The sequence below is a fragment of the Pseudomonas sp. W5-01 genome, from assembly GCF_046540435.1.
In the GTDB taxonomy this organism is placed as follows: domain Bacteria; phylum Pseudomonadota; class Gammaproteobacteria; order Pseudomonadales; family Pseudomonadaceae; genus Aquipseudomonas; species Aquipseudomonas graminis_B.
Genome location: NZ_JAXCIP010000001.1, coordinates 154,716 through 175,004 on the forward strand (window position 1 = coordinate 154,716; position 20,289 = coordinate 175,004).

General features: G+C 61.8%; 17 protein-coding genes and 4 tRNA genes. 17 read left to right on the top strand and 4 right to left on the bottom strand.

Annotated elements, in window-relative coordinates; all coding sequences use genetic code 11:
• Positions 1-69: 69 nt before the first annotated feature.
• Both SLW75_RS00570 and SLW75_RS00575 read right to left on the bottom strand, forming a co-directional pair.
• Complete coding sequence (locus SLW75_RS00570; RefSeq protein ID WP_410933777.1) at positions 70-1,560, bottom strand: MDR family MFS transporter; 1,491 nt, start codon at positions 1,558-1,560, stop codon at positions 70-72.
• 49 nt (positions 1,561-1,609) lie between these two features.
• Positions 1,610-2,665 (bottom strand): HlyD family secretion protein, encoded by a 1,056-nt coding sequence (locus tag SLW75_RS00575; protein ID WP_410933233.1) that lies wholly within the window; start codon positions 2,663-2,665, stop codon positions 1,610-1,612.
• 257 nt (positions 2,666-2,922) lie between these two features.
• Here SLW75_RS00575 and gltX point away from each other — a divergent pair, with 257 nt between their 5' ends.
• The 9 genes from gltX (at position 2,923) to SLW75_RS00620 (ending at position 8,201) form a co-directional block, all read left to right on the top strand.
• Positions 2,923-4,404: a glutamate--tRNA ligase gene (gene gltX / locus SLW75_RS00580; RefSeq protein ID WP_410933234.1), complete on the top strand. Its 1,482-nt coding sequence runs from the start codon at positions 2,923-2,925 to the stop codon at positions 4,402-4,404.
• Positions 4,405-4,621: 217 nt separating this feature from the next.
• Positions 4,622-4,697 (top strand) — tRNA-Ala (locus SLW75_RS00585).
• A gap of 83 nt (positions 4,698-4,780) precedes the next feature.
• Positions 4,781-4,856, top strand: a tRNA-Glu gene (locus SLW75_RS00590).
• Between the two features lie 51 nt (positions 4,857-4,907).
• Positions 4,908-4,983: transfer RNA gene (locus SLW75_RS00595), tRNA-Ala, on the top strand.
• 53 nt (positions 4,984-5,036) lie between these two features.
• Positions 5,037-5,112: transfer RNA gene (locus SLW75_RS00600), tRNA-Glu, on the top strand.
• A 197-nt stretch (positions 5,113-5,309) separates the two neighbouring features.
• Positions 5,310-5,849: a TetR/AcrR family transcriptional regulator gene (locus SLW75_RS00605; protein ID WP_065986051.1), complete on the top strand. Its 540-nt coding sequence runs from the start codon at positions 5,310-5,312 to the stop codon at positions 5,847-5,849.
• A gap of 317 nt (positions 5,850-6,166) precedes the next feature.
• The gene (locus tag SLW75_RS00610) at positions 6,167-6,607 is read left to right on the top strand and encodes an acyl-CoA thioesterase (RefSeq protein WP_410933235.1); all 441 of its coding nucleotides are present in this window, start codon (positions 6,167-6,169) and stop codon (positions 6,605-6,607) included.
• A 76-nt stretch (positions 6,608-6,683) separates the two neighbouring features.
• A complete protein-coding gene (locus SLW75_RS00615) occupies positions 6,684-7,643 on the top strand; it encodes a tRNA dihydrouridine synthase (RefSeq protein WP_065986053.1) in 960 nt (319 codons plus the stop codon).
• Positions 7,644-7,757: 114 nt separating this feature from the next.
• A complete protein-coding gene (locus SLW75_RS00620) occupies positions 7,758-8,201 on the top strand; it encodes an Hsp20 family protein (protein ID WP_410929422.1) in 444 nt (147 codons plus the stop codon).
• 51 nt (positions 8,202-8,252) lie between these two features.
• On the opposite strand, the gene SLW75_RS00625 is transcribed toward SLW75_RS00620, so the two are convergent.
• Complete coding sequence (locus SLW75_RS00625) at positions 8,253-9,149, bottom strand: LysR family transcriptional regulator (protein WP_192134175.1); 897 nt, start codon at positions 9,147-9,149, stop codon at positions 8,253-8,255.
• 155 nt (positions 9,150-9,304) lie between these two features.
• On the opposite strand from SLW75_RS00625, the gene leuC reads away from it, so the two are divergent.
• From leuC to asd, 4 genes are all read left to right on the top strand, one after another.
• Entirely contained in the window at positions 9,305-10,729 is a 1,425-nt protein-coding gene (gene leuC, locus SLW75_RS00630) for a 3-isopropylmalate dehydratase large subunit (protein ID WP_410933236.1), read from the top strand.
• 10 nt (positions 10,730-10,739) lie between these two features.
• On the top strand, positions 10,740-11,378 hold the full coding sequence (gene leuD / locus SLW75_RS00635; RefSeq protein WP_065986057.1) for a 3-isopropylmalate dehydratase small subunit: 639 nt from the start codon (positions 10,740-10,742) through the stop codon (positions 11,376-11,378).
• A gap of 148 nt (positions 11,379-11,526) precedes the next feature.
• Positions 11,527-12,609, top strand: a complete 1,083-nt coding sequence (leuB, locus tag SLW75_RS00640) for a 3-isopropylmalate dehydrogenase (RefSeq protein WP_065986058.1) — start codon at positions 11,527-11,529, stop codon at positions 12,607-12,609.
• Between the two features lie 81 nt (positions 12,610-12,690).
• Positions 12,691-13,803, top strand: coding sequence for an aspartate-semialdehyde dehydrogenase (asd, locus tag SLW75_RS00645; protein WP_065986059.1), 1,113 nt, complete (start codon positions 12,691-12,693; stop codon positions 13,801-13,803).
• Between the two features lie 348 nt (positions 13,804-14,151).
• Here the strand turns inward: asd and SLW75_RS00650 are convergent, their stop codons facing one another.
• Positions 14,152-15,291 (bottom strand): acyltransferase family protein, encoded by a 1,140-nt coding sequence (locus SLW75_RS00650; RefSeq protein ID WP_410933237.1) that lies wholly within the window; start codon positions 15,289-15,291, stop codon positions 14,152-14,154.
• A 391-nt stretch (positions 15,292-15,682) separates the two neighbouring features.
• On the opposite strand from SLW75_RS00650, the gene SLW75_RS00655 reads away from it, so the two are divergent.
• The 4 genes from SLW75_RS00655 (at position 15,683) to SLW75_RS00670 (ending at position 20,070) form a co-directional block, all read left to right on the top strand.
• Positions 15,683-16,699, top strand: coding sequence for a 2-dehydro-3-deoxygalactonokinase (locus tag SLW75_RS00655; protein WP_410933238.1), 1,017 nt, complete (start codon positions 15,683-15,685; stop codon positions 16,697-16,699).
• Between the two features lies 1 nt (position 16,700).
• A complete protein-coding gene (locus SLW75_RS00660) occupies positions 16,701-17,336 on the top strand; it encodes a 2-dehydro-3-deoxy-6-phosphogalactonate aldolase (protein ID WP_065986271.1) in 636 nt (211 codons plus the stop codon).
• A 54-nt stretch (positions 17,337-17,390) separates the two neighbouring features.
• Positions 17,391-18,539, top strand: a complete 1,149-nt coding sequence (gene dgoD / locus SLW75_RS00665) for a galactonate dehydratase (protein ID WP_065986272.1) — start codon at positions 17,391-17,393, stop codon at positions 18,537-18,539.
• A 217-nt stretch (positions 18,540-18,756) separates the two neighbouring features.
• A complete protein-coding gene (locus tag SLW75_RS00670; protein ID WP_410933239.1) occupies positions 18,757-20,070 on the top strand; it encodes an MFS transporter in 1,314 nt (437 codons plus the stop codon).
• The last annotated feature ends 219 nt before the right edge of the window (positions 20,071-20,289 follow it).

Consider the following 20,289-nt stretch of genomic DNA (forward strand, 5'->3'; position numbering starts at 1 on the left):
TCGGTCACGCCGCTGAACCTTGTGGGAGTGAGCTTGCTCACGAAGGCGTTCTCGGCGTTTCAGGGCGGCTTAATGCGCCGCGCCACTCTCGACCCCCGAAGGCAACTTCCGCGTCAACAGCACCGCCAGCATGCTGATCCCCAGCGCAATCCCGACAAAATGAAACGCGTCGTTGTAGGCCATGATCGCCGCCTGTTGATGGGCGATCTCGCTGAGCTTGCCCAACGCCGCCGTTTCACTGCCCAACCGGTCGGTGAGCATCGCCATGCGTTCGGCGACTTGCGGGTTGGCGGGGGAGATCGATTCGCGCAAGTAGTCGAAGTAGGTCTTGGTCCGCGCATCCAGCAACGTCGCCAGCAGCGCAATGCCGATGGCGCCGCCCAGATTCCGCAGAATGTTGAACAGGCTCGACGCCGACCCCGCGTCCTGGGGCTGAATGAACGCTGTGGCGATCAGCGAAATAGTCACCATGATCAGCGGCTGACCCAGCGCCCGCACGAGCTGAATCTGATTGAACTGCGGCCCGGCGAAATCCGGATTGAGCACGCCGGACGAAAAGCTCGCCAGCCCGAACAAGCCAAACCCCAGTGTACACAGCAGCTTCGGCGAGATGACCTTCATCAGTTGCGGCACCAGCGGAATCAGAAACAGCTGGGGCACGCCCATCCACATGATCACCTCACCGATCTGCTGGGCGTTGTAGCCCTGGATCTGTGCCAGGTACAGCGGCAGCAGATAGATCGAGCCATACAGCCCGACGCCCATGCCCACGCTGGAAATACTCGACAGCCCAAAATTGCGGTTGCCGAGAATGCCCAGGTTGATCAGCGGTTTGTCTTTGGAAAACTGAATGATCACAAAGCTGATCAGGCTCACCAGCGCAATGCTGCCCAGGCCGACGATCAGGTTCGATTCCAGCCAGTCCTTGCGATGCCCCTCTTCAAGAAACACCTGCAAGCAGCCCAGCCCGACCCCCAGGGTGACAATGCCGGCGTAGTCGGTGCTCTTGAGCAATTCCCAGTGGGGCGCCTTTTTCTCCAGCCCGTAGAGCAGGCCGCCGATCATCACCAGCCCTGGCGGGATGTTGATGTAAAAGATGTACTCCCAGCCGAAGTTCTCCGTCAGCCAGCCGCCCAGGGTCGGGCCTATGGACGGGGCGAAGGTGGCGGTCATGGCGAACAGCGCCATGCCTTTGGCCCGGTGATGCTCCGGCAGTTTGATCAAGGTCAGGGTGAACGCCAGCGGGATCAGCGCGCCGCCGGTGAAACCCTGCAGGGCGCGAAAGACGATCATGCTTTCCAGGCTCCAGGCCATCGAGCAGAGCAGGGACGACAGCAGAAACCCCACCGACACCCAGACCGCCAGACGTCGCGCCGAGAGCAGCTGCACCAGCCACGCTGTCAGCGGAATCATGATGATTTCCGCGACGAGGTACGAGGTGGAAATCCACGAGCCTTCTTCCAGTGTCGCCGACAGCGCGCCCTGAATGTCCTTGAGCGACGAGTTGGTGATCTGGATATCGAGGACCGCCATGAACGCACCTAGCATGACGCTCATCACGGCAATCCAGTCGCGCCGGGTCGGTTCGCCAACCGGGCGGATCAGCTCGTCACTGGCCATGTCGGGCGTCGTTCGGCGGCCGGATATCGACTGAAACGGTCACCGACATGCCCGGGCGAATCTTGCCGTGCAGTGGGTTGTCCGGCGCGAAAGTCAGCTTGACCGGGATGCGCTGCACGACCTTGGTGAAGTTGCCGGTGGCGTTGTCCGGCGGCAGCAGGCTGAACTGCGCACCGGAGGCGGCAAACAGGCTGTCGACGCGGCCCTCGATGGGCGTGCCGGGAAAGCTGTCGAAGGTCAGCTGGGCGACCTGACCGATCTCCATGTGCTCGATCTGGGTTTCCTTGAAATTGGCCTGCACCCAGATGTCCTGGTCCGGCACGATCGACAGCAGATACGCGCCGGCCTGAACGAACTGGCCATTGCGCGCCGCCCTCTGGCCGACCAGCCCGCTGAGGGGCGAGTGGATCTCGGTGCGCTGCACATTGATCTGCGCCTGGGCCAGGTCGGCACGGGCGGTGGCGATCTGCGCGTCGAGGCGCTTGATCTCGGCGTTCAGCGCGTTGACCTGCTGGCGCTGACTCTGGGCATCGGCCTGGGCCTTGGTGACCTGGGAGCGGGCAACGTTGCTGTCGGCGGTCATGGTGGTCACCTGGGCTTCCGAGACGAAGCCCGGGGTGCGCAGCTTTTGCAGTCGCGCCAAGTCCAGTTGCGTGCGCCCGAGGGTCGCCTGATTCGCTTGCACCTGCGCATCGCTGGCGGCGATCAGGCTCGACTGCTGGGTCAAGCGGCTCTGTGCCTGCAGGCGCTCCGCTTCGCGGGTTGCCAGGGTCGCCTGGGCCCGGTCGATGGCCAGGCGGAAATCATCCGGCTCAAGCCGCACCAGCAACTGGCCTTTTTCCACGTGCTGGTTGTCCTGCACCAACACCTCGTTGATCCGCGCGCCGAGCTGGCTGGACACCCGGGTGATTTCACCCTGCACGTAGGCGTTTTCGGTGGACTCGTGAAAGCGTCCCTTCAGGTACCACTGGACGAAGAAGGCGAGGGCGATCAGCAGGACCACCACGAAGAAGATGAACAGGCGGCGCTTGAGTTGGGCGGGCATGGGCTTTCTGGATTATTAGAATGTACGCAAATTTATCAGGGTTGGCGGTCTGGCACCTAGCCATCGTCGCGATCATGACCGCCACTGATGGCGCGGCATTCGTTGCAACACCCGTGGCGACGCGTGCCGTGCGGCGAGGGCGGGGCCGCCTGTCCCGCCATTACCACGATTCTGCGCTCCATCAAGCGTCCGCGCTGGAGCCGCGCAGCCCGCGCCTGTTAACATTCGCGGCTTGTTCGACCTATCCGGGATTTTCCATGACCACCGTTCGCACCCGCATCGCGCCATCGCCCACCGGCGACCCCCACGTTGGCACGGCCTACATCGCGCTGTTCAACTATTGCTTCGCCAAGCAGCATGGCGGCGAATTCATCCTGCGCATTGAAGACACCGATCAACTGCGCTCGACCCGCGAGTCCGAACAACAGATTTTCGACGCCCTGCGCTGGCTCGGCATCGAGTGGAGCGAAGGCCCCGACGTCGGCGGTCCCCATGGCCCGTATCGCCAGAGCGAGCGCGGCGACATCTACAAGATGTACGTGCAGGAACTGGTCGACGCCGGTCATGCCTTCCCGTGCTTCTGCACCGCTGAAGAGCTGGACCAGATGCGCGCCGAGCAGACCGCCCGGGGCGAAACCCCGCGCTACGACGGCCGCGCGCTGCTGCTGTCGAAAGAAGAAGTCGAGCGCCGCCTGGCCGCCGGCGAACCCCATGTGATCCGCATGAAGGTGCCGAGCGAAGGCGTCTGCGTGGTACCGGACATCCTCCGTGGCGAAGTCGAAATCCCGTGGGACCGCATGGACATGCAGGTCCTGATGAAGACCGACGGCCTGCCGACCTACTTCCTGGCCAACGTCGTCGACGACCACCTGATGGGCATCACCCACGTGCTGCGCGGCGAAGAGTGGCTGCCGTCGGCACCGAAGCTGATTCTGCTCTACGAGTACTTCGGCTGGGAAAAGCCGGCGCTGTGCTACATGCCGCTGCTGCGTAACCCGGACAAGAGCAAACTCTCCAAGCGCAAGAATCCGACCTCGGTGACGTTCTACGAGCGCATGGGCTTCATGCCGGAAGCGATGCTCAACTACCTCGGTCGCATGGGCTGGTCGATGCCCGACGAGCGCGAAAAGTTCTCGCTGGACGAAATGGTCGAACACTTCGATCTGACCCGCGTGTCCCTGGGCGGGCCGATTTTCGACATCGAGAAGCTGTCGTGGCTCAACGGCCAATGGCTGCGTGAACTGCCGGTGGAAGAGTTCGCCACCCGCGTGCAGAAGTGGGCGTTCAACAGCGACTACATGATGAAGATCGCCCCCCACGTTCAGGGCCGCGTCGAGACGTTCAGCCAGATCGCACCGCTGGGCGGCTTCTTCTTCGCCGGTGGCGTGACGCCGGACGCGAAGCTGTTCGAACACAAGAAGCTGTCGCCGGAACAGGTGCGTCAGGTCATCCAGCTGATTCTGTGGAAGCTGGAGTCCCTGCGTCAGTGGGAGAAGGACAAGATCACCGGTTGCATTCAGGCAGTGGTCGAGCACCTGGAACTGAAGCTGCGGGACGCCATGCCACTGATGTTCGCCGCCATCACCGGTCAGGCGAATTCGGTATCGGTCACCGACGCCATGGAGATTCTGGGCCCGGACCTGACCCGTTTCCGTCTGCGCCAGGCGCTGGACATGCTGGGCGGGGTGTCGAAGAAAGAGAACAAAGAATGGGAGAAGCTGCTCGGCGCCATCGGCTGAGTGACCACCTGAACTAGCCAGGGCCATTGAGCGATGGCCCATTGGCCGGCGTGGGCCGGTTTTCCGGGAGGCGGTAAGTGATTGTTATCCCGGAAAATTCTTTTGGAATTGTTTGAAAAAGAGTTTGACAGCTTTGTGGGTCGCACTTAATATGCGCCCCGTCCACACGGCAACGCAGAAATACGCGGTAACGCGGCGTTCTACGTAAGTGTATTGTGGGGCTTTAGCTCAGCTGGGAGAGCGCCTGCATGGCATGCAGGAGGTCAGCGGTTCGATCCCGCTAAGCTCCACCAAATTAGAAGCTTCAAGGTTTGCGTTACTGCCTTGAAGTTTGTCCCGCTCCGGAACCAGCACCGAGGCGGTACGCAAGGGTTACGTCCCCTTCGTCTAGTGGCCTAGGACACCGCCCTTTCACGGCGGTAACAGGGGTTCGAGTCCCCTAGGGGACGCCAGTTTTACCGAGTGAGGCCTTAGAGCTGATCTCCGCCGAGAGGCGTAAATCCGGGGCTATAGCTCAGCTGGGAGAGCGCCTGCATGGCATGCAGGAGGTCAGCGGTTCGATCCCGCTTAGCTCCACCAATTTCTGCCAGGGTTCGTCAGTTGTCATCGGCGAATCTGCTCGAAGGTTTTGCGTCCCCTTCGTCTAGTGGCCTAGGACACCGCCCTTTCACGGCGGTAACAGGGGTTCGAGTCCCCTAGGGGACGCCACGATTTCTCGCTCTGCGAGACCAAGGGTCATTCGATTATTGAATGGCCCTTTTGTTTTTCCGGGGTTTGGTTCCAGACCCTGCCTTTCTTTGCCTCTCTCTTCGTTCATCTGCCCATCGTTCATCCCAAGCACCGGTGTCGTCCTTGCCAATGCACATGATGAGAATAATATTATCGCCATCATCCCGGAGGCGGTCATGAACGATAAAAAAGCACAGACCCGCGAACGCATTCTCACAGCTGCCAGCACCGCGTTGATCGCCCGCGGCCCGATCGAACCCAGCGTCAACGAGATCATGGGCGCAGCCGGGCTGACGGTAGGCGGCTTCTACGCGCATTTCGACAGCAAGGAAGCGCTGATGCTTGAAGCGTTCCGCCAGTTGCTGGTGGAACGCCGTGAGATGGTCGCCGGCATCGACGGTCAATTGCCGGGTGAGGAGCGTCGCGCGCTGCTGGCCGCGTTTTACCTGTCGCGCAGGCATCGCGACGCCGAAGAGCACGCGTGCCCGTTGCCGACAGCGATCGGGGAGATGGCGCGTCTGTCCGAGGATTTTCGCAACGCCCTGGCGGAACACGTCGAACTGATGGTGGCACAGCTCGCTGCCAGCCCTGAAGAATCCGACAAGACCCTGGCCGATATCGCATTGATGGTCGGCGGCCTGGCCCTCGCCCGAGCCCTGGGGCCCGGTGAACTGTCAGATCGCGTGCTCCGGGCGGCGAAGTCCGCGGTGCTGTGATGCCATTGTAGGACTGGCTTCAGCCGGGAAGAGGCCAGAGTGGGCACCCTCAATTTTGCAGCGTGACATCCGACGCCTTCCCGGCTAAAGCCAGTCCTACAAAACTCCCACGCACCCCGTTGGACTGGCTTCCGGCGGCTGAGGGGACTGATTTATTTACAACGCTTCACCGCGGCGGCTGAGGGGACTCGGCGGCTGAGGGGACTGATTTATTTACAACGCTTCACCGTAAATTAATCTGTCCCCGGCTGGACCATTTCTTGTCCGATGCTTTTGGTTACACTGCCCGGGTGATGAATTTGATAGGGCATTAAGAAATGGTCTGGGATCTGGCAACGCCGTTCGTCATCGATCTGCAGGTGGGCGAGGAGGACATCGACGGCCTGGGTCACGCCAACAACGCGGTGTATGTCACCTGGCTCGAACGCTGCGCATGGCGGCATTCCCAGCTACTGGGCCTGGACCTGACCGAGTACCGTCGACTCGACCGGGCCATGGCCGTGGTGCGGCATGAGATCGACTACTTGGCCAGCGCCTATCAGGATGACGAACTGCAACTGGCGACCTGGATCGTCGACTGGGATCAACGCCTGAAAATGACCCGGCGCTTCCAGCTCAAGCGGCCCAGTGATGGCGTGACCTTGCTGCGCGCGCAGACCACCTTCGTCTGCATCGAACTGTCGTCGGGTAAACCCAAGCGCATGCCGAGCGAGTTCATCGACGGCTACGCCGCCGGCCTCCACAGCGCGGTCTCCTGACGCTCGGCGCGCGTAAACCGTATCCAATCCGCCGGCCTCTGCGTAAACTGCCGGACTTTTTTTCGAGTGTGACCCCATGCAAATTGCCCTGGCACCCATGGAAGGCCTGGTCGACGACATCCTGCGTGACGTGCTGACGCAAGTCGGCGGCATCGACTGGTGCGTGACCGAATTCATCCGGGTGACCGAGCGCGTACTGCCGGAGCATTACTTCCACAAGCTCGCGTCCGAACTGCTGCAGGGTTCGAAAACCCGCGCCGGCGTGCCCTTGCGTGTGCAGCTACTGGGATCGGACCCGGTATGTCTGGCCGAGAACGCAGCCTTCGCGGCCGAACTGGGGGCACCGGTCATCGACCTGAATTTTGGCTGCCCGGCCAAGACCGTCAACAAGTCCCGAGGTGGGGCAGTGTTGCTCAAAGAGCCGGAGCTGCTGCACACCATCCTCAGTCACGTACGCCGCGCCGTGCCGGCGCACATTCCGGTCACCGCCAAGATGCGCCTGGGCTACGACAGCACTGAACCGGCGCTGGATTGCGCCCGGGCCCTGGAAGCGGGCGGCGCGGAGCACATCGTCGTCCACGCCCGGACCAAGGTCGACGGCTACAAGCCGCCGGCGCACTGGGAGTGGATTGGCAAGATTCAGGACGTGGTGAAGATTCCGATCATCGCCAACGGCGAGATCTGGACCGTCGACGACTGGCGCCGCTGCCGGGAGATCTGTGGCGCCCGCGACATCATGATCGGTCGCGGTCTGGTGGCGCGTCCGGACCTGGGCCGGCAGATCGCCGCGGCGCAAGCCGGGCGTGAGGTCATCCCCATGACTTGGGCCGAATTGCAGCCCCTGCTGCGGGATTTCTGGTTGCAGGCCATGGCCAAGATGACCCGCGTTCAAGCGCCGGGCCGCCTCAAGCAGTGGGTGGTCCTGCTCACCAAAAGCTACCCCGAAGCGACCGTCCTGTTCGATGCCCTGCGCCGCGAAACCGACTGCGAGCGGATCAGCCAGATGCTCGGTGTGAGCGTGCCGGAAGCCGCCTGAAAATTTTTTTGCACGACTCTTGAAACGCAAATGGCCGTCCCTATTTTGGGATTACGCGATGCCGAAGTCGGGTCGCGGCGATAACCACTTGCTGATTTATCAGGAGATTTTCAGATGACTACTGCATTTTCCCTGGCTCCACTGTTCCGTCACTCCGTTGGCTTTGACCGCTTCAATGACCTGTTCGAGTCGGCGGCGCGCAACGAGTCGGCCAGCAGCTACCCTCCCTACAACGTCGAGAAACACGCTGATGACCAATACCGCATTGTCATCGCGGCAGCGGGTTTCCAGGAGGAAGATCTGGAGCTGCAAGTCGAGAAGGGCGTACTGACCGTCACCGGCAACAAGCGCGAGAATACGGCGGAAGGCGTGACCTTCCTGCACCAGGGCATCGCCCAGCGTGCCTTCAAGCTGTCGTTCCGCCTGGCTGACCACATTGAGGTCAAGAACGCTGCTTTGGCCAATGGCCTGTTGAACATTGACCTGCTGCGTCTGGTGCCTGAAGAGGCCAAGCCAAAACGCATCCAGATCAATGCCCGGAAAACCCTGACTCACTGATCCAGAGTCAGCGTGAGAAGGCGCCCTGCGGGGCGCCTTTTTTGTGCGCGCTCAGCGCGCGGGCGATTGCTCCAGCCCTGCAGCTTGCGCATCCAGCAGCGCCATGAACGCCCGCGCCGCGTTAGACAGCGTGCGTTCGGTGTGGACGATATACCCCAACTGCCGCCGTAACTGGACACCCGGCAACGGGATGGGGGTGACTTGCTCGTCGAGCATGGTCCGTGGCAGCACGCTCCAGGCCAGTCCGATGGACACCATCATCTTGATCGTCTCCATATAGTTGGTGCTCATGGCGATATTCGGCTTCAGCCCCTGCGACTCACAGAGCTCGCTGACGATGTGGTGGGTGAAGGTGTTCTCGCCCGGAAACACCGCCGGGTAGCGGGCGAGGTCGGCCAGGCTGACGTTTTTCCGGGTCGCCAGCGGGTGCTCGGGCGCGGCGACGAAATCCAGCGGGTCGTCCCAGACCTTGACGGCTTTCACCAGCGCGTGGGGCTCGGGTGCCAAGGTGATCACCGCCAGCTCCGCACGGCCGTGGAGGATTTCTTCGTAGGCCACTTCCGAATCGAGAAACTGAATGTCCAGCGCGACGTCCGGGTAGGTCTTGGTAAACGCCCTTAACAGCGTAGGCAACCGGTGCAAACCGATGTGGTGACTGGTCGCCAGGGTCAGACGCCCGGTGACCTCGCCGGTCAGGTTGGTCAGCGCGCGACGGGTGTCGTCCAGCACATTGAGGATCTGATAAGCGCGGGGGAGCAGGGCGCGTCCGGCTTCGGTCAGGCTGACCTCACGGCCCAGCCGATCAAAAAGCCGCACGTCCAGCTGCTGCTCCAGACCGGCGATGCGCTTGCTGACCGCTGGCTGAGTCAGGTGCAGGCGCTCGCCAGCGGCCGAGAAGCTGCCCATCTCGGCGATGGCAATGAAGGCATTGAGATTAGCCAGATCCATCTCGGATTCCTGTTGGTTATGCAAAGCATGAAAAATATGAATTTGAGTTATTTAAGCATATTCCATAGCATCACCCCCACAAGCCAAGGGTCTTTACGGTGTCATCTCGACATCGGCGGCCGGGGCATAGAAATACGCTGATGAGGAACCGTCTGATGGCCGGCAAAACGCTCTACGACAAGCTCTGGGATTCGCATTTGGTCAAGCAGCGCGACGATGGCTCTGCGCTGCTCTACATCGACCGTCACATCATCCACGAAGTGACGTCGCCTCAGGCTTTCGAAGGCTTGCGCCTGGCCGGACGCACCCCATGGCGCATCGACGCCAACGTCGCCACCGTCGACCATAACGTGCCGACCACCCCCGACCGCAAGGACGGCGTCGACGCCATCGTCGATCAAGTGTCGCGCTTGCAGGTCAAGACCCTGGATGACAACTGCGACGAGTACGGCATCACCGAATTCAAGATGAACGACATCCGTCAGGGCATCGTTCACGTGATCGGTCCGGAGCAGGGCGCGACCTTGCCGGGCATGACCGTGGTCTGCGGCGACTCGCACACGTCCACCCACGGCGCATTCGGCGCGCTGGCCCACGGCATCGGCACTTCCGAGGTCGAGCACGTCCTCGCGACTCAGTGTTTGGTCGCGAAGAAAATGAAGAACATGCAAGTGAAGGTCGAAGGCAAGCTGCCGTTCGGCGTCACGGCCAAGGACATCGTCCTCGCCATCATCGGCAAGATCGGCACCGCCGGCGGCAACGGCCATGCCATCGAATTCGCCGGCAGCGCCATTCGCGACCTGTCCGTCGAAGGCCGCATGACCATCTGCAACATGTCCATCGAAGCCGGCGCCCGTGTCGGGCTGGTGGCGACCGATGAAAAGACCATTGCCTACGTGAAGGGTCGTCCTTTCGCACCGACTGCCGAGCAGTGGGACGCAGCCGTCGAGGCCTGGAAAGACCTGGTGTCCGACGACGACGCGGTGTTCGACACCGTGGTTGAGCTCGACGCGACCCTGATCAAGCCGCAAGTCAGCTGGGGTACGTCGCCGGAAATGGTCGTGGCCGTGGATCAGCATGTGCCCGATCCGGCGCAGGAAGCCGATCTGGTCAAGCGTGGCTCGATCGAGCGCGCCTTGAAGTACATGGGCCTGAAAGCCAATCAGGCGATCACCGACATTCAGCTGGATCGCGTGTTCATCGGTTCGTGCACCAACTCGCGGATCGAGGACCTGCGCGCCGCAGCGGACATCGCCAAAGGCCGCAAAGTGGCGTCGACCATCAAGCAGGCAATCGTTGTGCCGGGTTCGGGTCTGGTGAAAGAACAGGCCGAGCGGGAAGGGCTGGACAAGGTCTTCATCGAAGCCGGTTTCGAATGGCGTGAGCCGGGCTGCTCGATGTGCCTGGCGATGAACCCGGACCGCCTGGAGAGCGGCGAGCACTGCGCATCCACCTCCAACCGCAACTTCGAAGGCCGTCAGGGCGCCGGTGGGCGTACTCACCTGGTCAGCCCGGCGATGGCAGCAGCGGCTGCGGTCAACGGCCGTTTCGTCGACGTTCGCACCATGAGCCAGGCATAAGGAGCCCCGTATGAAGCCTTTTACCCAACACACCGGTCTGGTCGCTCCGCTGGATCGCGCCAACGTCGACACCGATCAGATCATCCCCAAGCAGTTCCTCAAGTCGATCCGCCGGACCGGCTTTGGCCCGAACCTGTTTGACGAGTGGCGCTACCTTGATGTGGGTCAGCCGTACCAGGACAACAGCAAGCGTCCGCTGAACCCGGATTTCGTGCTCAACGCCGAGCGTTACCAGGGCGCCAGCGTCCTGCTGGCCCGGGAAAACTTCGGCTGCGGCTCGAGCCGTGAGCACGCCCCATGGGCGCTGGAAGAGTACGGTTTTCGCAGCATCATTGCGCCGAGCTACGCTGACATCTTCTTCAACAACAGCTTCAAGAACGGCCTGCTGCCGATCATCCTGAGCGAAAGCGAAGTCGATGAGCTGTTCAAAGTGGTCGAGGCGACGCCGGGCTACCAGTTGAACGTGGACCTGCAAGCCCAGACCGTGACCCGTGAAGATGGCAAGGTCTACCACTTTGAAATCGACGCCTTCCGCAAGCACTGCCTGCTCAACGGCCTGGACGATATCGGCCTGACCCTGATGGACGGCGAGGCGATTGCCGCGTTCGAGAGCAAGCATCGCGCTTCGCAGCCGTGGCTGTTTCGCTGATGGGCAGTTATTAGCTTCAAGCTTCAAGCTGCAAGCGGCAAGTTGACCGCGGTGTGACTGCTGATTCTTGCAGCTCACCGCTTGGAGCTTGCCGCTCCCGAGTCGGCACCGATCACCGGCTCGACACGTATTCTGAAACGAGGGTTTTATGAGCAAGCAGATTCTGATTCTCCCAGGTGATGGTATCGGTCCGGAGATCATGGCCGAGGCGGTCAAGGTGCTGGAACTGACCAGCGAGAAATATCAGCTGGGTTTCGAACTGAGCCACGACGTTATCGGCGGCGCGGCCATCGATAAGCACGGCGTGCCGCTGGCAGATGAGACCCTTGAGCGCGCTCGCGCCGTTGATGCCGTGCTGCTCGGCGCCGTGGGCGGCCCGAAATGGGACGCCATCGACCGCGACATCCGTCCGGAGCGCGGCCTGCTGAAGATCCGCTCGCAACTGGGCCTGTTCGCCAACCTGCGTCCGGCGATTCTGTATCCGCAACTGGCCGATGCGTCCAGTCTGAAGCCTGAAATCGTCGCCGGCCTGGACATCCTCATCGTCCGTGAGTTGACCGGCGGTATCTACTTCGGCGCACCGCGTGGCACCCGCGAGCTGGAAAACGGCGAGCGTCAGTCCTACGATACGTTGCCCTACAGCGAAAGCGAGATCCGCCGCATCGCCCGCGTCGGCTTCGACATGGCCCGTGTGCGCGGCAAGAAGCTCTGCTCGGTGGACAAGGCCAATGTGCTTGCGTCCAGCCAGTTGTGGCGTGAGATCGTCGAGCAGGTGGCCAAAGATTACCCGGACGTCGAGCTCAGCCACATGTACGTCGACAACGCTGCCATGCAGCTGGTCCGCGCACCGAAGCAGTTCGACGTGATCGTCACCGACAACATGTTCGGCGACATCCTCTCCGACGAAGCGTCGATGCTCACCGGTTCCATCGGCATGCTGCCGTCGGCGTCGCTGGATTCGAACAACAAGGGCATGTACGAGCCTTGCCACGGTTCGGCCCCGGACATCGCCGGCAAAGGCGTGGCCAACCCGCTGGCGACGATTCTGTCGGTGTCGATGATGCTGCGTTACAGCTTCAACGAGCACACCGCTGCCGACGCCATCGAGAAAGCCGTGAGCCTGGTGCTGGATCAGGGCTTGCGCACCGGCGACATCTGGTCTGAGGGCAATGCCCGGATCGGTACGCAGGAAATGGGCGACGCCGTAGTCGCCGCGCTGCGCAATCTGTAATATCTCGGGCCCACGACTGTCAGGTTGAGCCCAGTGGCTCTCTGCGGTCGGGGCCCCACTTTTAATTAAGGTGTAGTTGCGATGAAACGTGTAGGTCTGGTCGGTTGGCGCGGGATGGTCGGTTCCGTGCTCATGCAGCGCATGCTGGAAGAGCAGGATTTCGATCTCATTGAGCCGGTTTTTTTCACCACCTCCAACGTCGGCGGCCAAGGCCCGTCGGTGGGCAAGGACGTCGCGCCGCTGAAAGATGCCTACAGCATCGACGAGCTCAAGACCCTGGACGTGGTGCTGACCTGCCAGGGCGGCGACTACACCAACGAAGTCTTCCCCAAGTTGCGTGAAGCGGGCTGGCAGGGTTACTGGATCGACGCAGCGTCGTCCCTGCGCATGCAGGACGATGCGGTGATCATCCTTGATCCGGTCAACCGCAAGGTCATCGACCAGCAGCTGGATGCCGGCACCAAGAATTACATCGGCGGCAACTGCACCGTCAGCCTGATGCTGATGGGCCTGGGCGGGCTGTTCGAGGCCGGTCTGGTGGAGTGGATGAACGTCATGACGTATCAGGCCGCTTCCGGCGCCGGTGCGCAGAACATGCGTGAGTTGATCAAGCAGATGGGTGCGATCAATGCGTCGGTGGCCGATGAGCTGGCGAACCCTGCCAGCGCGATTCTGGACATCGATCGCAAAGTGGCTGACGCGATGCGCGGCGAGGGTTTCCCGACCGAGAATTTCGGGGTGCCGCTGGCGGGCAGTCTGATCCCGTGGATCGACAAGGAGCTGCCGAACGGTCAGAGCCGCGAGGAGTGGAAAGGGCAGGCGGAGACGAACAAGATTCTGGGTCGTTTCAAGAGCCCGATTCCGGTCGATGGTATTTGCGTGCGCATCGGTGCGATGCGTTGCCACAGTCAGGCGCTGACTATCAAGCTGAACAAGGATGTGCCGATCGCTGACATCGAGGGGATGATCAGTCAGCACAATCCGTGGGTGAAGCTGGTGCCGAATAATCGCGAAGCGAGCATTCAGGAGCTGAGCCCGACGTCGGTGACCGGGACGTTGAATATTCCGGTGGGGCGTTTGCGTAAGTTGAATATGGGTTCGCAGTATCTGGGCGCGTTTACCGTGGGCGACCAGTTGTTGTGGGGCGCGGCGGAGCCGTTGCGTCGGATGCTTCGTATTCTGCTCGAGCGGTAATCACTGTTCGTAGGGGACTGATTTATTTACATAGCTTCACCGTAAATTAATCTGTCCCCGGATCTGCGGCGTGAGTTAGTACGCCAGGATCAAGCGCGTCTGCCTAAGGGCAGACGTTTCGCCTTCGGCGAGTTACTTGGAAAAGTCGAAAGTCGCACCATCCCCAAGTAACCAAGGGTGCTTTCTCCTGCCTTGGTTCCTCCTTCGTCGGAATCCCCTCACTCCGGGCCCACGGAGCGTCGTCGGAGTGAGGGAACCCGACGAAGTCGGGCCCAACCGAGAGCAAGCACTTTTGGTTACTTTTGGTGCTTTTCAAAAATAACTCGCCGAAGGCGAAACCCGAGGCCGTTAGGCCGACGCCCTTGATCTTGATCCTGATCTCAAGACTGCAGCAAACCGCATACCCGGCACCTCGATGAAGCGATGAACCAACATCGAAACCACCACAACCGCCACCACCACCAGCAACATCAACAGGTTGTCGTTCAGCGCACTGCCCGTACTCAGATACCGCACCAGCGACCCCGGAATCTCCCCCGGTTTGTCCACCAACAGCGGATAACCGCCGAACTTCGCAGCCACCGTCAATCCCGTCGCGACGACGAAAATCACCGCCGCATGGGTCAGGTAAATCGACAGCCACAACCGGCCCAGCGCCGGAAACACCCGCACCTGCAACAGCCGCGACACCGCACCAGCCTCCCAGGCGAACACCAGAATCGCCAGGCAAAACAGCAGCGCCAGCTCAATCGTCATCGGGGCTTGGCCGTCCACCATCAGCCAGCCGATAGTCGCCAAAACCCCCACCTCAAGCACACTGCCCAGCACCACCCCCGGCGCGAAATTCCGCAGCCTCGCGTACAGCCGATACGTCACCGTGCCCGCAAAGAAACAGGCCGCGCCCCACAACACATAGCGCGTCAGCAGGACGGAATCCGCGAACAACCCGACAAACGCCAACCCCCCCAGCAGCGTGAAAATCGCCCGCGCCATCCCCGGCAGCGCGTAGCAGACCAGCCCGAAGATCAGCCACAGGTAAAACGCGACGCTGACCCACCACGACGGATAGTTGAACGACAGCGCATTAAAGCCCGGCCACCAGGCTTGAATCAGCAAAAGGTTTGGAAGGATTTCCCCAGGCGCCCGGTCACCACTGAACGCCGGGAAGTTCAACAACAGCCCGTAGCGCTCCAGCACCAGTTTCAAACACTCGAAACCGATGAAGAACACCAGCACCGCGATATGCAGCGGCATGACCCGCCCGGCGCGGGCAATCATGAAGTCGCCCAACTGCCGCGGGGTGTTCAGCGTGCCAACGTAGCGCCGGTAAATCAGAAACCCGCTCAGGGCGAAGAACAGGCCGGCGAACTGACTGGCGTTACGGAAAAACGACAACTCCGTGATGCTTCGCTCGATGTGCGAGTGATGAACAATCAGCGTCAGGGCGCAGAGACCGCGCAGGCTGTCGAGCACGAGGAATCGCTTCATCTTGAGGGTCCTTGTTTCAGATGAGTTAAGCGCGCGGGCACGCGAACAGGCGCCGGCAGGCGTGCAGGGCAGAGAACGTAAGGCTGGGCGAGCAGGAAAGTTACCACCTTCGGCGCTGGGGCTGATGAGTGGCGCAAGCAGTGTGAAAAACAGAAGGTGGCGCACCGCAGGCTGGAGGCAGAAGCTAACACTGGTTTCGTGAAAGTTTTGCCAGAGGGGCAGCAGTATGCCCGAACCGCAACCTCCTTCGGAACAGGCATTCATCAAGATCTGACCACCCAAGACGGGAGAATCCCTATATATGGGATAACTCGTTATATATTGAGATTTCCGGCGCAACCGGTTTATAGTCCGCTCCGCATTCACTCATTAATAACAATCAGGTGAAGCCATGCAGGCGCAATTGATCGCGCTCGATTGGGGGACGACCTCCCTTCGCGCATATCGACTCGGCGAACACGGCCGGGTACTGGAACAACGTTCGCTCAGCGCGGGCATCATGCAGTTGCCATCGACGCCTCGCTTGATCGGCGGGCAGCAGGTTTCCGACGGATTCGAACTCGCTTTCGACGAAGCCTGCGGCGACTGGCTCGACGCCGAACCGACGCTGCCGGTGATCGCCTGCGGGATGGTCGGCAGTGCTCAGGGCTGGCGCGAGGCGGTCTATCAGCAGACGCCCGCCAGCGTCGCAGCGCTTAGCTCTGCGTTGGTCACGGCGCGCAGCGTGCGCGGCGTCGACGTTCACATCATTCCCGGCATCCTGCAGCGCTCCGATCTGCCCAACGTGATGCGCGGCGAAGAAACCCAAGTCCTGGGCATTCTTGACTCGCTGCCCGCCAGCGAAACCGCAAAGCCCCTGTTGATCGGCCTGCCCGGCAGCCACTCGAAGTGGGTGAGGGCGGTGGACGGCCGGATCGAGCATTTCGACACCTTCATGACCGGCGAGGTCTACGCCGCGCTGTCCAGCCACACCATTCTTGGCCGCACGATGCAGCGCAGCGACAGCTTCGACGCCGAAGCGTTTGACCGAGGCGTGGCGGTGTCGCGGTCGGCCAATGGCGCGGCGGGTCCGCTGTCGACCATCTTCAGTTGCCGCACCCTCGGTTTGACGGGTGTGTTGTCCGGCACCGCGCAATCCGATTACTTGTCCGGCCTGTTGGTCGGCCATGAAATCGTCGCGCTCGCCCAACTGTTGCGCCTGACCGACGCGCAGTTGCCTGCCGTGATCCTGATCGGCAGCGACGCCCTGATCGCCCGCTACCAGCGCGCCCTCGATGCCAACGGTTTCGCCCAAGTGACCCTGGCCGAGCAGGCCACCGAACGTGGCCTCTGGCAGGTGGCGGTGCAGGCCGGTCTGATTCAATCCTCCTCTTCGGCCGCTGCCCGGCCCCTTCATGTAGAGAACTGACATGCTCAAGCAAGCCCTCGTGCAAAACGGTCTGGTCGCAATTCTGCGCGGCCTGCGCCCCGAAGAAGCGCCGGCCATCGGTGATGTCCTGTACACCGCCGGTTTCCGCGTCATCGAAGTGCCGCTCAATTCCCCGCAGCCGTACGACAGCATCCGCTTGCTGCGTCAGAGCCTGCCGGCCGATTGCCTGATCGGGGCGGGCACGGTGCTGACGCCGGAGCAAGTGCGCCAGGTCAAGGAAGCCGGCGGCCAGGTCATCGTCATGCCCCACAGCGATCCGAAGGTGCTGCGCGCGGCAAAAGCCGAAGGCCTGTTCCTTTCTCCGGGCGTGGCGACGCCGACCGAAGCCTTCGCCGCGCTGGCCGAAGGCGCCGACGTGCTGAAGATGTTCCCTGCCGAGCAAATGGGCCCGGCGGTGGTCAAGGCCTGGCTGGCGGTGTTGCCGGCCGGCACGGCGCTGATTCCGGTCGGTGGCATCACCCCGGACAACATGAAAGTGTTCCTCGATGCCGGTGTTTCCGGTTTCGGCCTGGGTTCGGGGCTGTTCAAGCCGGGCATGAGCGCCGAGGACGTTGCCAAGAGCGCCAAGGCCTACGTGGACGCCTGGAACCAGCACAAGCCAGCAAACAACCAGTGACCCACCCGCTCGTTGCGCCATCGAGCATGTGTTTTTGAATAAGAGAGACAAGACATGAAAATCACCAAACTCACGACGTACATCGTTCCGCCGCGCTGGTGCTTCCTGAAAGTCGAAACCGACCAGGGCGTCACCGGTTGGGGGGAGCCTGTGGTCGAGGGCCGCGCCCACACCGTGGCTGCAGCGGTTGAGGAACTGTCCGACTATTTGATCGGCAAAGACCCCCGCAACATCGAAGACATCTGGACCGTGCTGTATCGCGGCGGCTTCTACCGGGGCGGCGCCATCCACATGAGCGCGCTGGCGGGCATCGATCAGGCGCTGTGGGACATCAAGGGCAAGGCGCTGGGCGTGTCGGTCAGCGACCTGCTTGGCGGCCAGGTGCGCGACAAGATTCGGGTGTACTCGTGGATCGGCGGCGACCGTCCGGCGGACACCGCGCGTGCGGCAAAAGAAGCGGTGGAGCGTGGGTTCACTGCGGTGAAAATGAACGGCACCGAGGAGCTGCAGTTCCTCGACACCTTCGACAAGGTTGATCTGGCCCTGGCCAACGTCGCCGCCGTGCGCGATGCAGTGGGCCCCAATGTCGGCATCGGCGTCGACTTCCACGGTCGTGTGCACAAGCCGATGGCCAAGGTGCTGATGAAAGAGCTGGACCCGTACAAGCTGATGTTCATCGAAGAGCCGGTGCTCAGCGAGAACTACGAAGCGCTGAAGGAACTGGCGCCGTTGACCAGCACGCCGATTGCCCTGGGCGAGCGTTTGTTCTCCCGCTGGGATTTCAAGCGCGTGTTAAGCGAAGGCTATGTCGACATCATCCAGCCGGATGCTTCCCACGCGGGCGGCATCACCGAAACCCGCAAGATCGCCAACATGGCCGAAGCCTATGACGTGGCGCTGGCGCTGCATTGCCCCCTGGGCCCGATCGCGCTGGCCGCGTGCCTGCAACTGGACGCCGTTTGCTACAACGCGTTCATTCAGGAGCAGAGCCTGGGCATTCACTACAACGAAAGCAACGACCTGCTCGACTACATCAAGAACCCGGAAGTCTTCGACTACGACAAGGGCATGGTGAAGATCCCGAACGGGCCGGGCCTGGGCATTGAGATCAACGAAGAGTACGTCAAGGAACGCGCCGCCATCGGCCACCGCTGGCGCAACCCGATCTGGCGCCATGCGGACGGCAGCTTTGCCGAGTGGTGATTGACCTGCGAGTTTGACGTCGATTCGGCGTCAAACCCATTCGCGACTAAGCTCGCGCCCACAGGAACTGCGCATGTCCCTGATATCGAGGGTGCTGACCATCCTGTGGGAGTGACCGGGGTGGCGCTCCACCTTGCTCACGAAGCTTTTCGCTACTCGTCCACACACGAAACACATAACGCCAGACCTCAGATAACCATAAAAAGAGGCACTTCCCTTGCGCACACAGACCGCAACCCAGGCGCGGGCGACCGCCGCCACGCCGACCCGCAAACGCTTTTTCATCATGGTGCTGCTGTTCATCACCGTGGTGATCAACTACCTCGACCGCAGCAACCTGTCCATCGCCGCGCCCGCACTGACCAGCGAGCTGGGCATCGATCCGGTGCACGTCGGCCTGATCTTCTCCGCCTTCGGCTGGACCTACGCCGCCATGCAACTGCCCGGCGGCTGGCTGGTGGATCGCGTGCCGCCGCGCATCCTTTACACCGTCGCGCTGGCGCTGTGGTCCATCGCGACCATCTTCCTCGGCTTCGTCGGCAGCTTCATCGGCTTGTTCGTCCTGCGCATGGCCGTCGGCGCGCTGGAGGCCCCGGCGTATCCGATCAACAGCCGAGTCGTCACCGCCTGGTTCCCGGAAAAGGAACGCGCCACCGCCGTCGGCTTTTACACCTCAGGCCAGTTCGTCGGCCTGGCCTTCCTCACCCCTGTGCTCGCCTGGCTGCAGACCCGCTACGGCTGGCACATGGTGTTCGTGGCCACCGGTGGCGTCGGCGTGCTCTGGGCCGCCATCTGGTACATGGTCTATCGCGAACCGCGTGACTTCAAAGGCATCAACCAGGGCGAGATCGACCTGATCAAGGACGGCGGCGGTCTGGTCGACATGCAGACCGATGCCTCGAAACGCAAAAGCGGTTTTAGCTGGCAGGACCTTGGCATCGTGCTGACCAAGCGCAAGCTGTGGGGCATCTACCTGGGCCAGTTCTGCCTGAACTCGACGCTGTGGTTCTTCCTCACCTGGTTCCCGACCTACCTGGTCAAATACCGCGGCATGGACTTCATCAAGTCCGGCCTGCTGGCCTCGCTACCGTTTCTCGCAGCGTTCGTCGGCGTGCTCTGCTCAGGGTTCTTCTCCGACTGGCTGATCCGTCGCGGCTACACCGTCGGCTTCGCACGCAAGACGCCGATCATCGCCGGCCTGTTGATCTCCACCTCGATCATCGGCGCCAACTACGTCGATTCGACTCCGCTGGTAATTGCGTTCCTGGCGCTGGCGTTTTTCGGCAACGGCCTGGCGTCGATCACCTGGTCGCTGGTCTCGACCCTCGCCCCGGCGCGACTGTTGGGGCTGACCGGCGGCACGTTCAACCTGATCGGCAACCTGGCGGCAATCGCCACCCCGATCGTGATCGGTTTCCTGGCGTCGGGTGATTCCTTTGCGCCGGCGATCACCTACATCGCTGTTCTCGCGTTGCTCGGGGCGTTGTCCTACATCCTGTTGGTGGGCAAGGTGGAACGCATCGAGTTGTGATGGCTGTGTCGATACGGAATAAGGGACGTCAATCACTTGCGCCGTGATCAACGTTTCCTTGAGAGAGGCGTGGAAGCCGGCCATGCCTTGGCATGACCGGGCTTGAGAGGTTGTCTGCATCAACGAGAGCGACCTTTCGAGCCGGTGCTCAGGTGCCCCATTGGATAGCTGCTGAACCGTTTGGAGGGACAAAATCGACCCTCCAAACGGTTTTTAGTA

Coding starts and splice junctions, on each gene's coding strand:
- SLW75_RS00660 (WP_065986271.1), top strand. CDS start 16,701: ATGCTCAAGCAAGCCCTCGTGCAAAACGGTCTGGTCGCAATTCTGCGC.
- SLW75_RS00605 (WP_065986051.1), top strand. CDS start 5,310: ATGAACGATAAAAAAGCACAGACCCGCGAACGCATTCTCACAGCTGCC.
- gltX (WP_410933234.1), top strand. CDS start 2,923: ATGACCACCGTTCGCACCCGCATCGCGCCATCGCCCACCGGCGACCCC.
- SLW75_RS00650 (WP_410933237.1), bottom strand. CDS start 15,291: ATGAAGCGATTCCTCGTGCTCGACAGCCTGCGCGGTCTCTGCGCCCTG.
- asd (WP_065986059.1), top strand. CDS start 12,691: ATGAAACGTGTAGGTCTGGTCGGTTGGCGCGGGATGGTCGGTTCCGTG.
- SLW75_RS00575 (WP_410933233.1), bottom strand. CDS start 2,665: ATGCCCGCCCAACTCAAGCGCCGCCTGTTCATCTTCTTCGTGGTGGTC.
- SLW75_RS00655 (WP_410933238.1), top strand. CDS start 15,683: ATGCAGGCGCAATTGATCGCGCTCGATTGGGGGACGACCTCCCTTCGC.
- SLW75_RS00625 (WP_192134175.1), bottom strand. CDS start 9,149: ATGGATCTGGCTAATCTCAATGCCTTCATTGCCATCGCCGAGATGGGC.
- dgoD (WP_065986272.1), top strand. CDS start 17,391: ATGAAAATCACCAAACTCACGACGTACATCGTTCCGCCGCGCTGGTGC.
- leuC (WP_410933236.1), top strand. CDS start 9,305: ATGGCCGGCAAAACGCTCTACGACAAGCTCTGGGATTCGCATTTGGTC.
- SLW75_RS00615 (WP_065986053.1), top strand. CDS start 6,684: ATGCAAATTGCCCTGGCACCCATGGAAGGCCTGGTCGACGACATCCTG.
- SLW75_RS00610 (WP_410933235.1), top strand. CDS start 6,167: ATGGTCTGGGATCTGGCAACGCCGTTCGTCATCGATCTGCAGGTGGGC.
- SLW75_RS00620 (WP_410929422.1), top strand. CDS start 7,758: ATGACTACTGCATTTTCCCTGGCTCCACTGTTCCGTCACTCCGTTGGC.
- leuD (WP_065986057.1), top strand. CDS start 10,740: ATGAAGCCTTTTACCCAACACACCGGTCTGGTCGCTCCGCTGGATCGC.
- leuB (WP_065986058.1), top strand. CDS start 11,527: ATGAGCAAGCAGATTCTGATTCTCCCAGGTGATGGTATCGGTCCGGAG.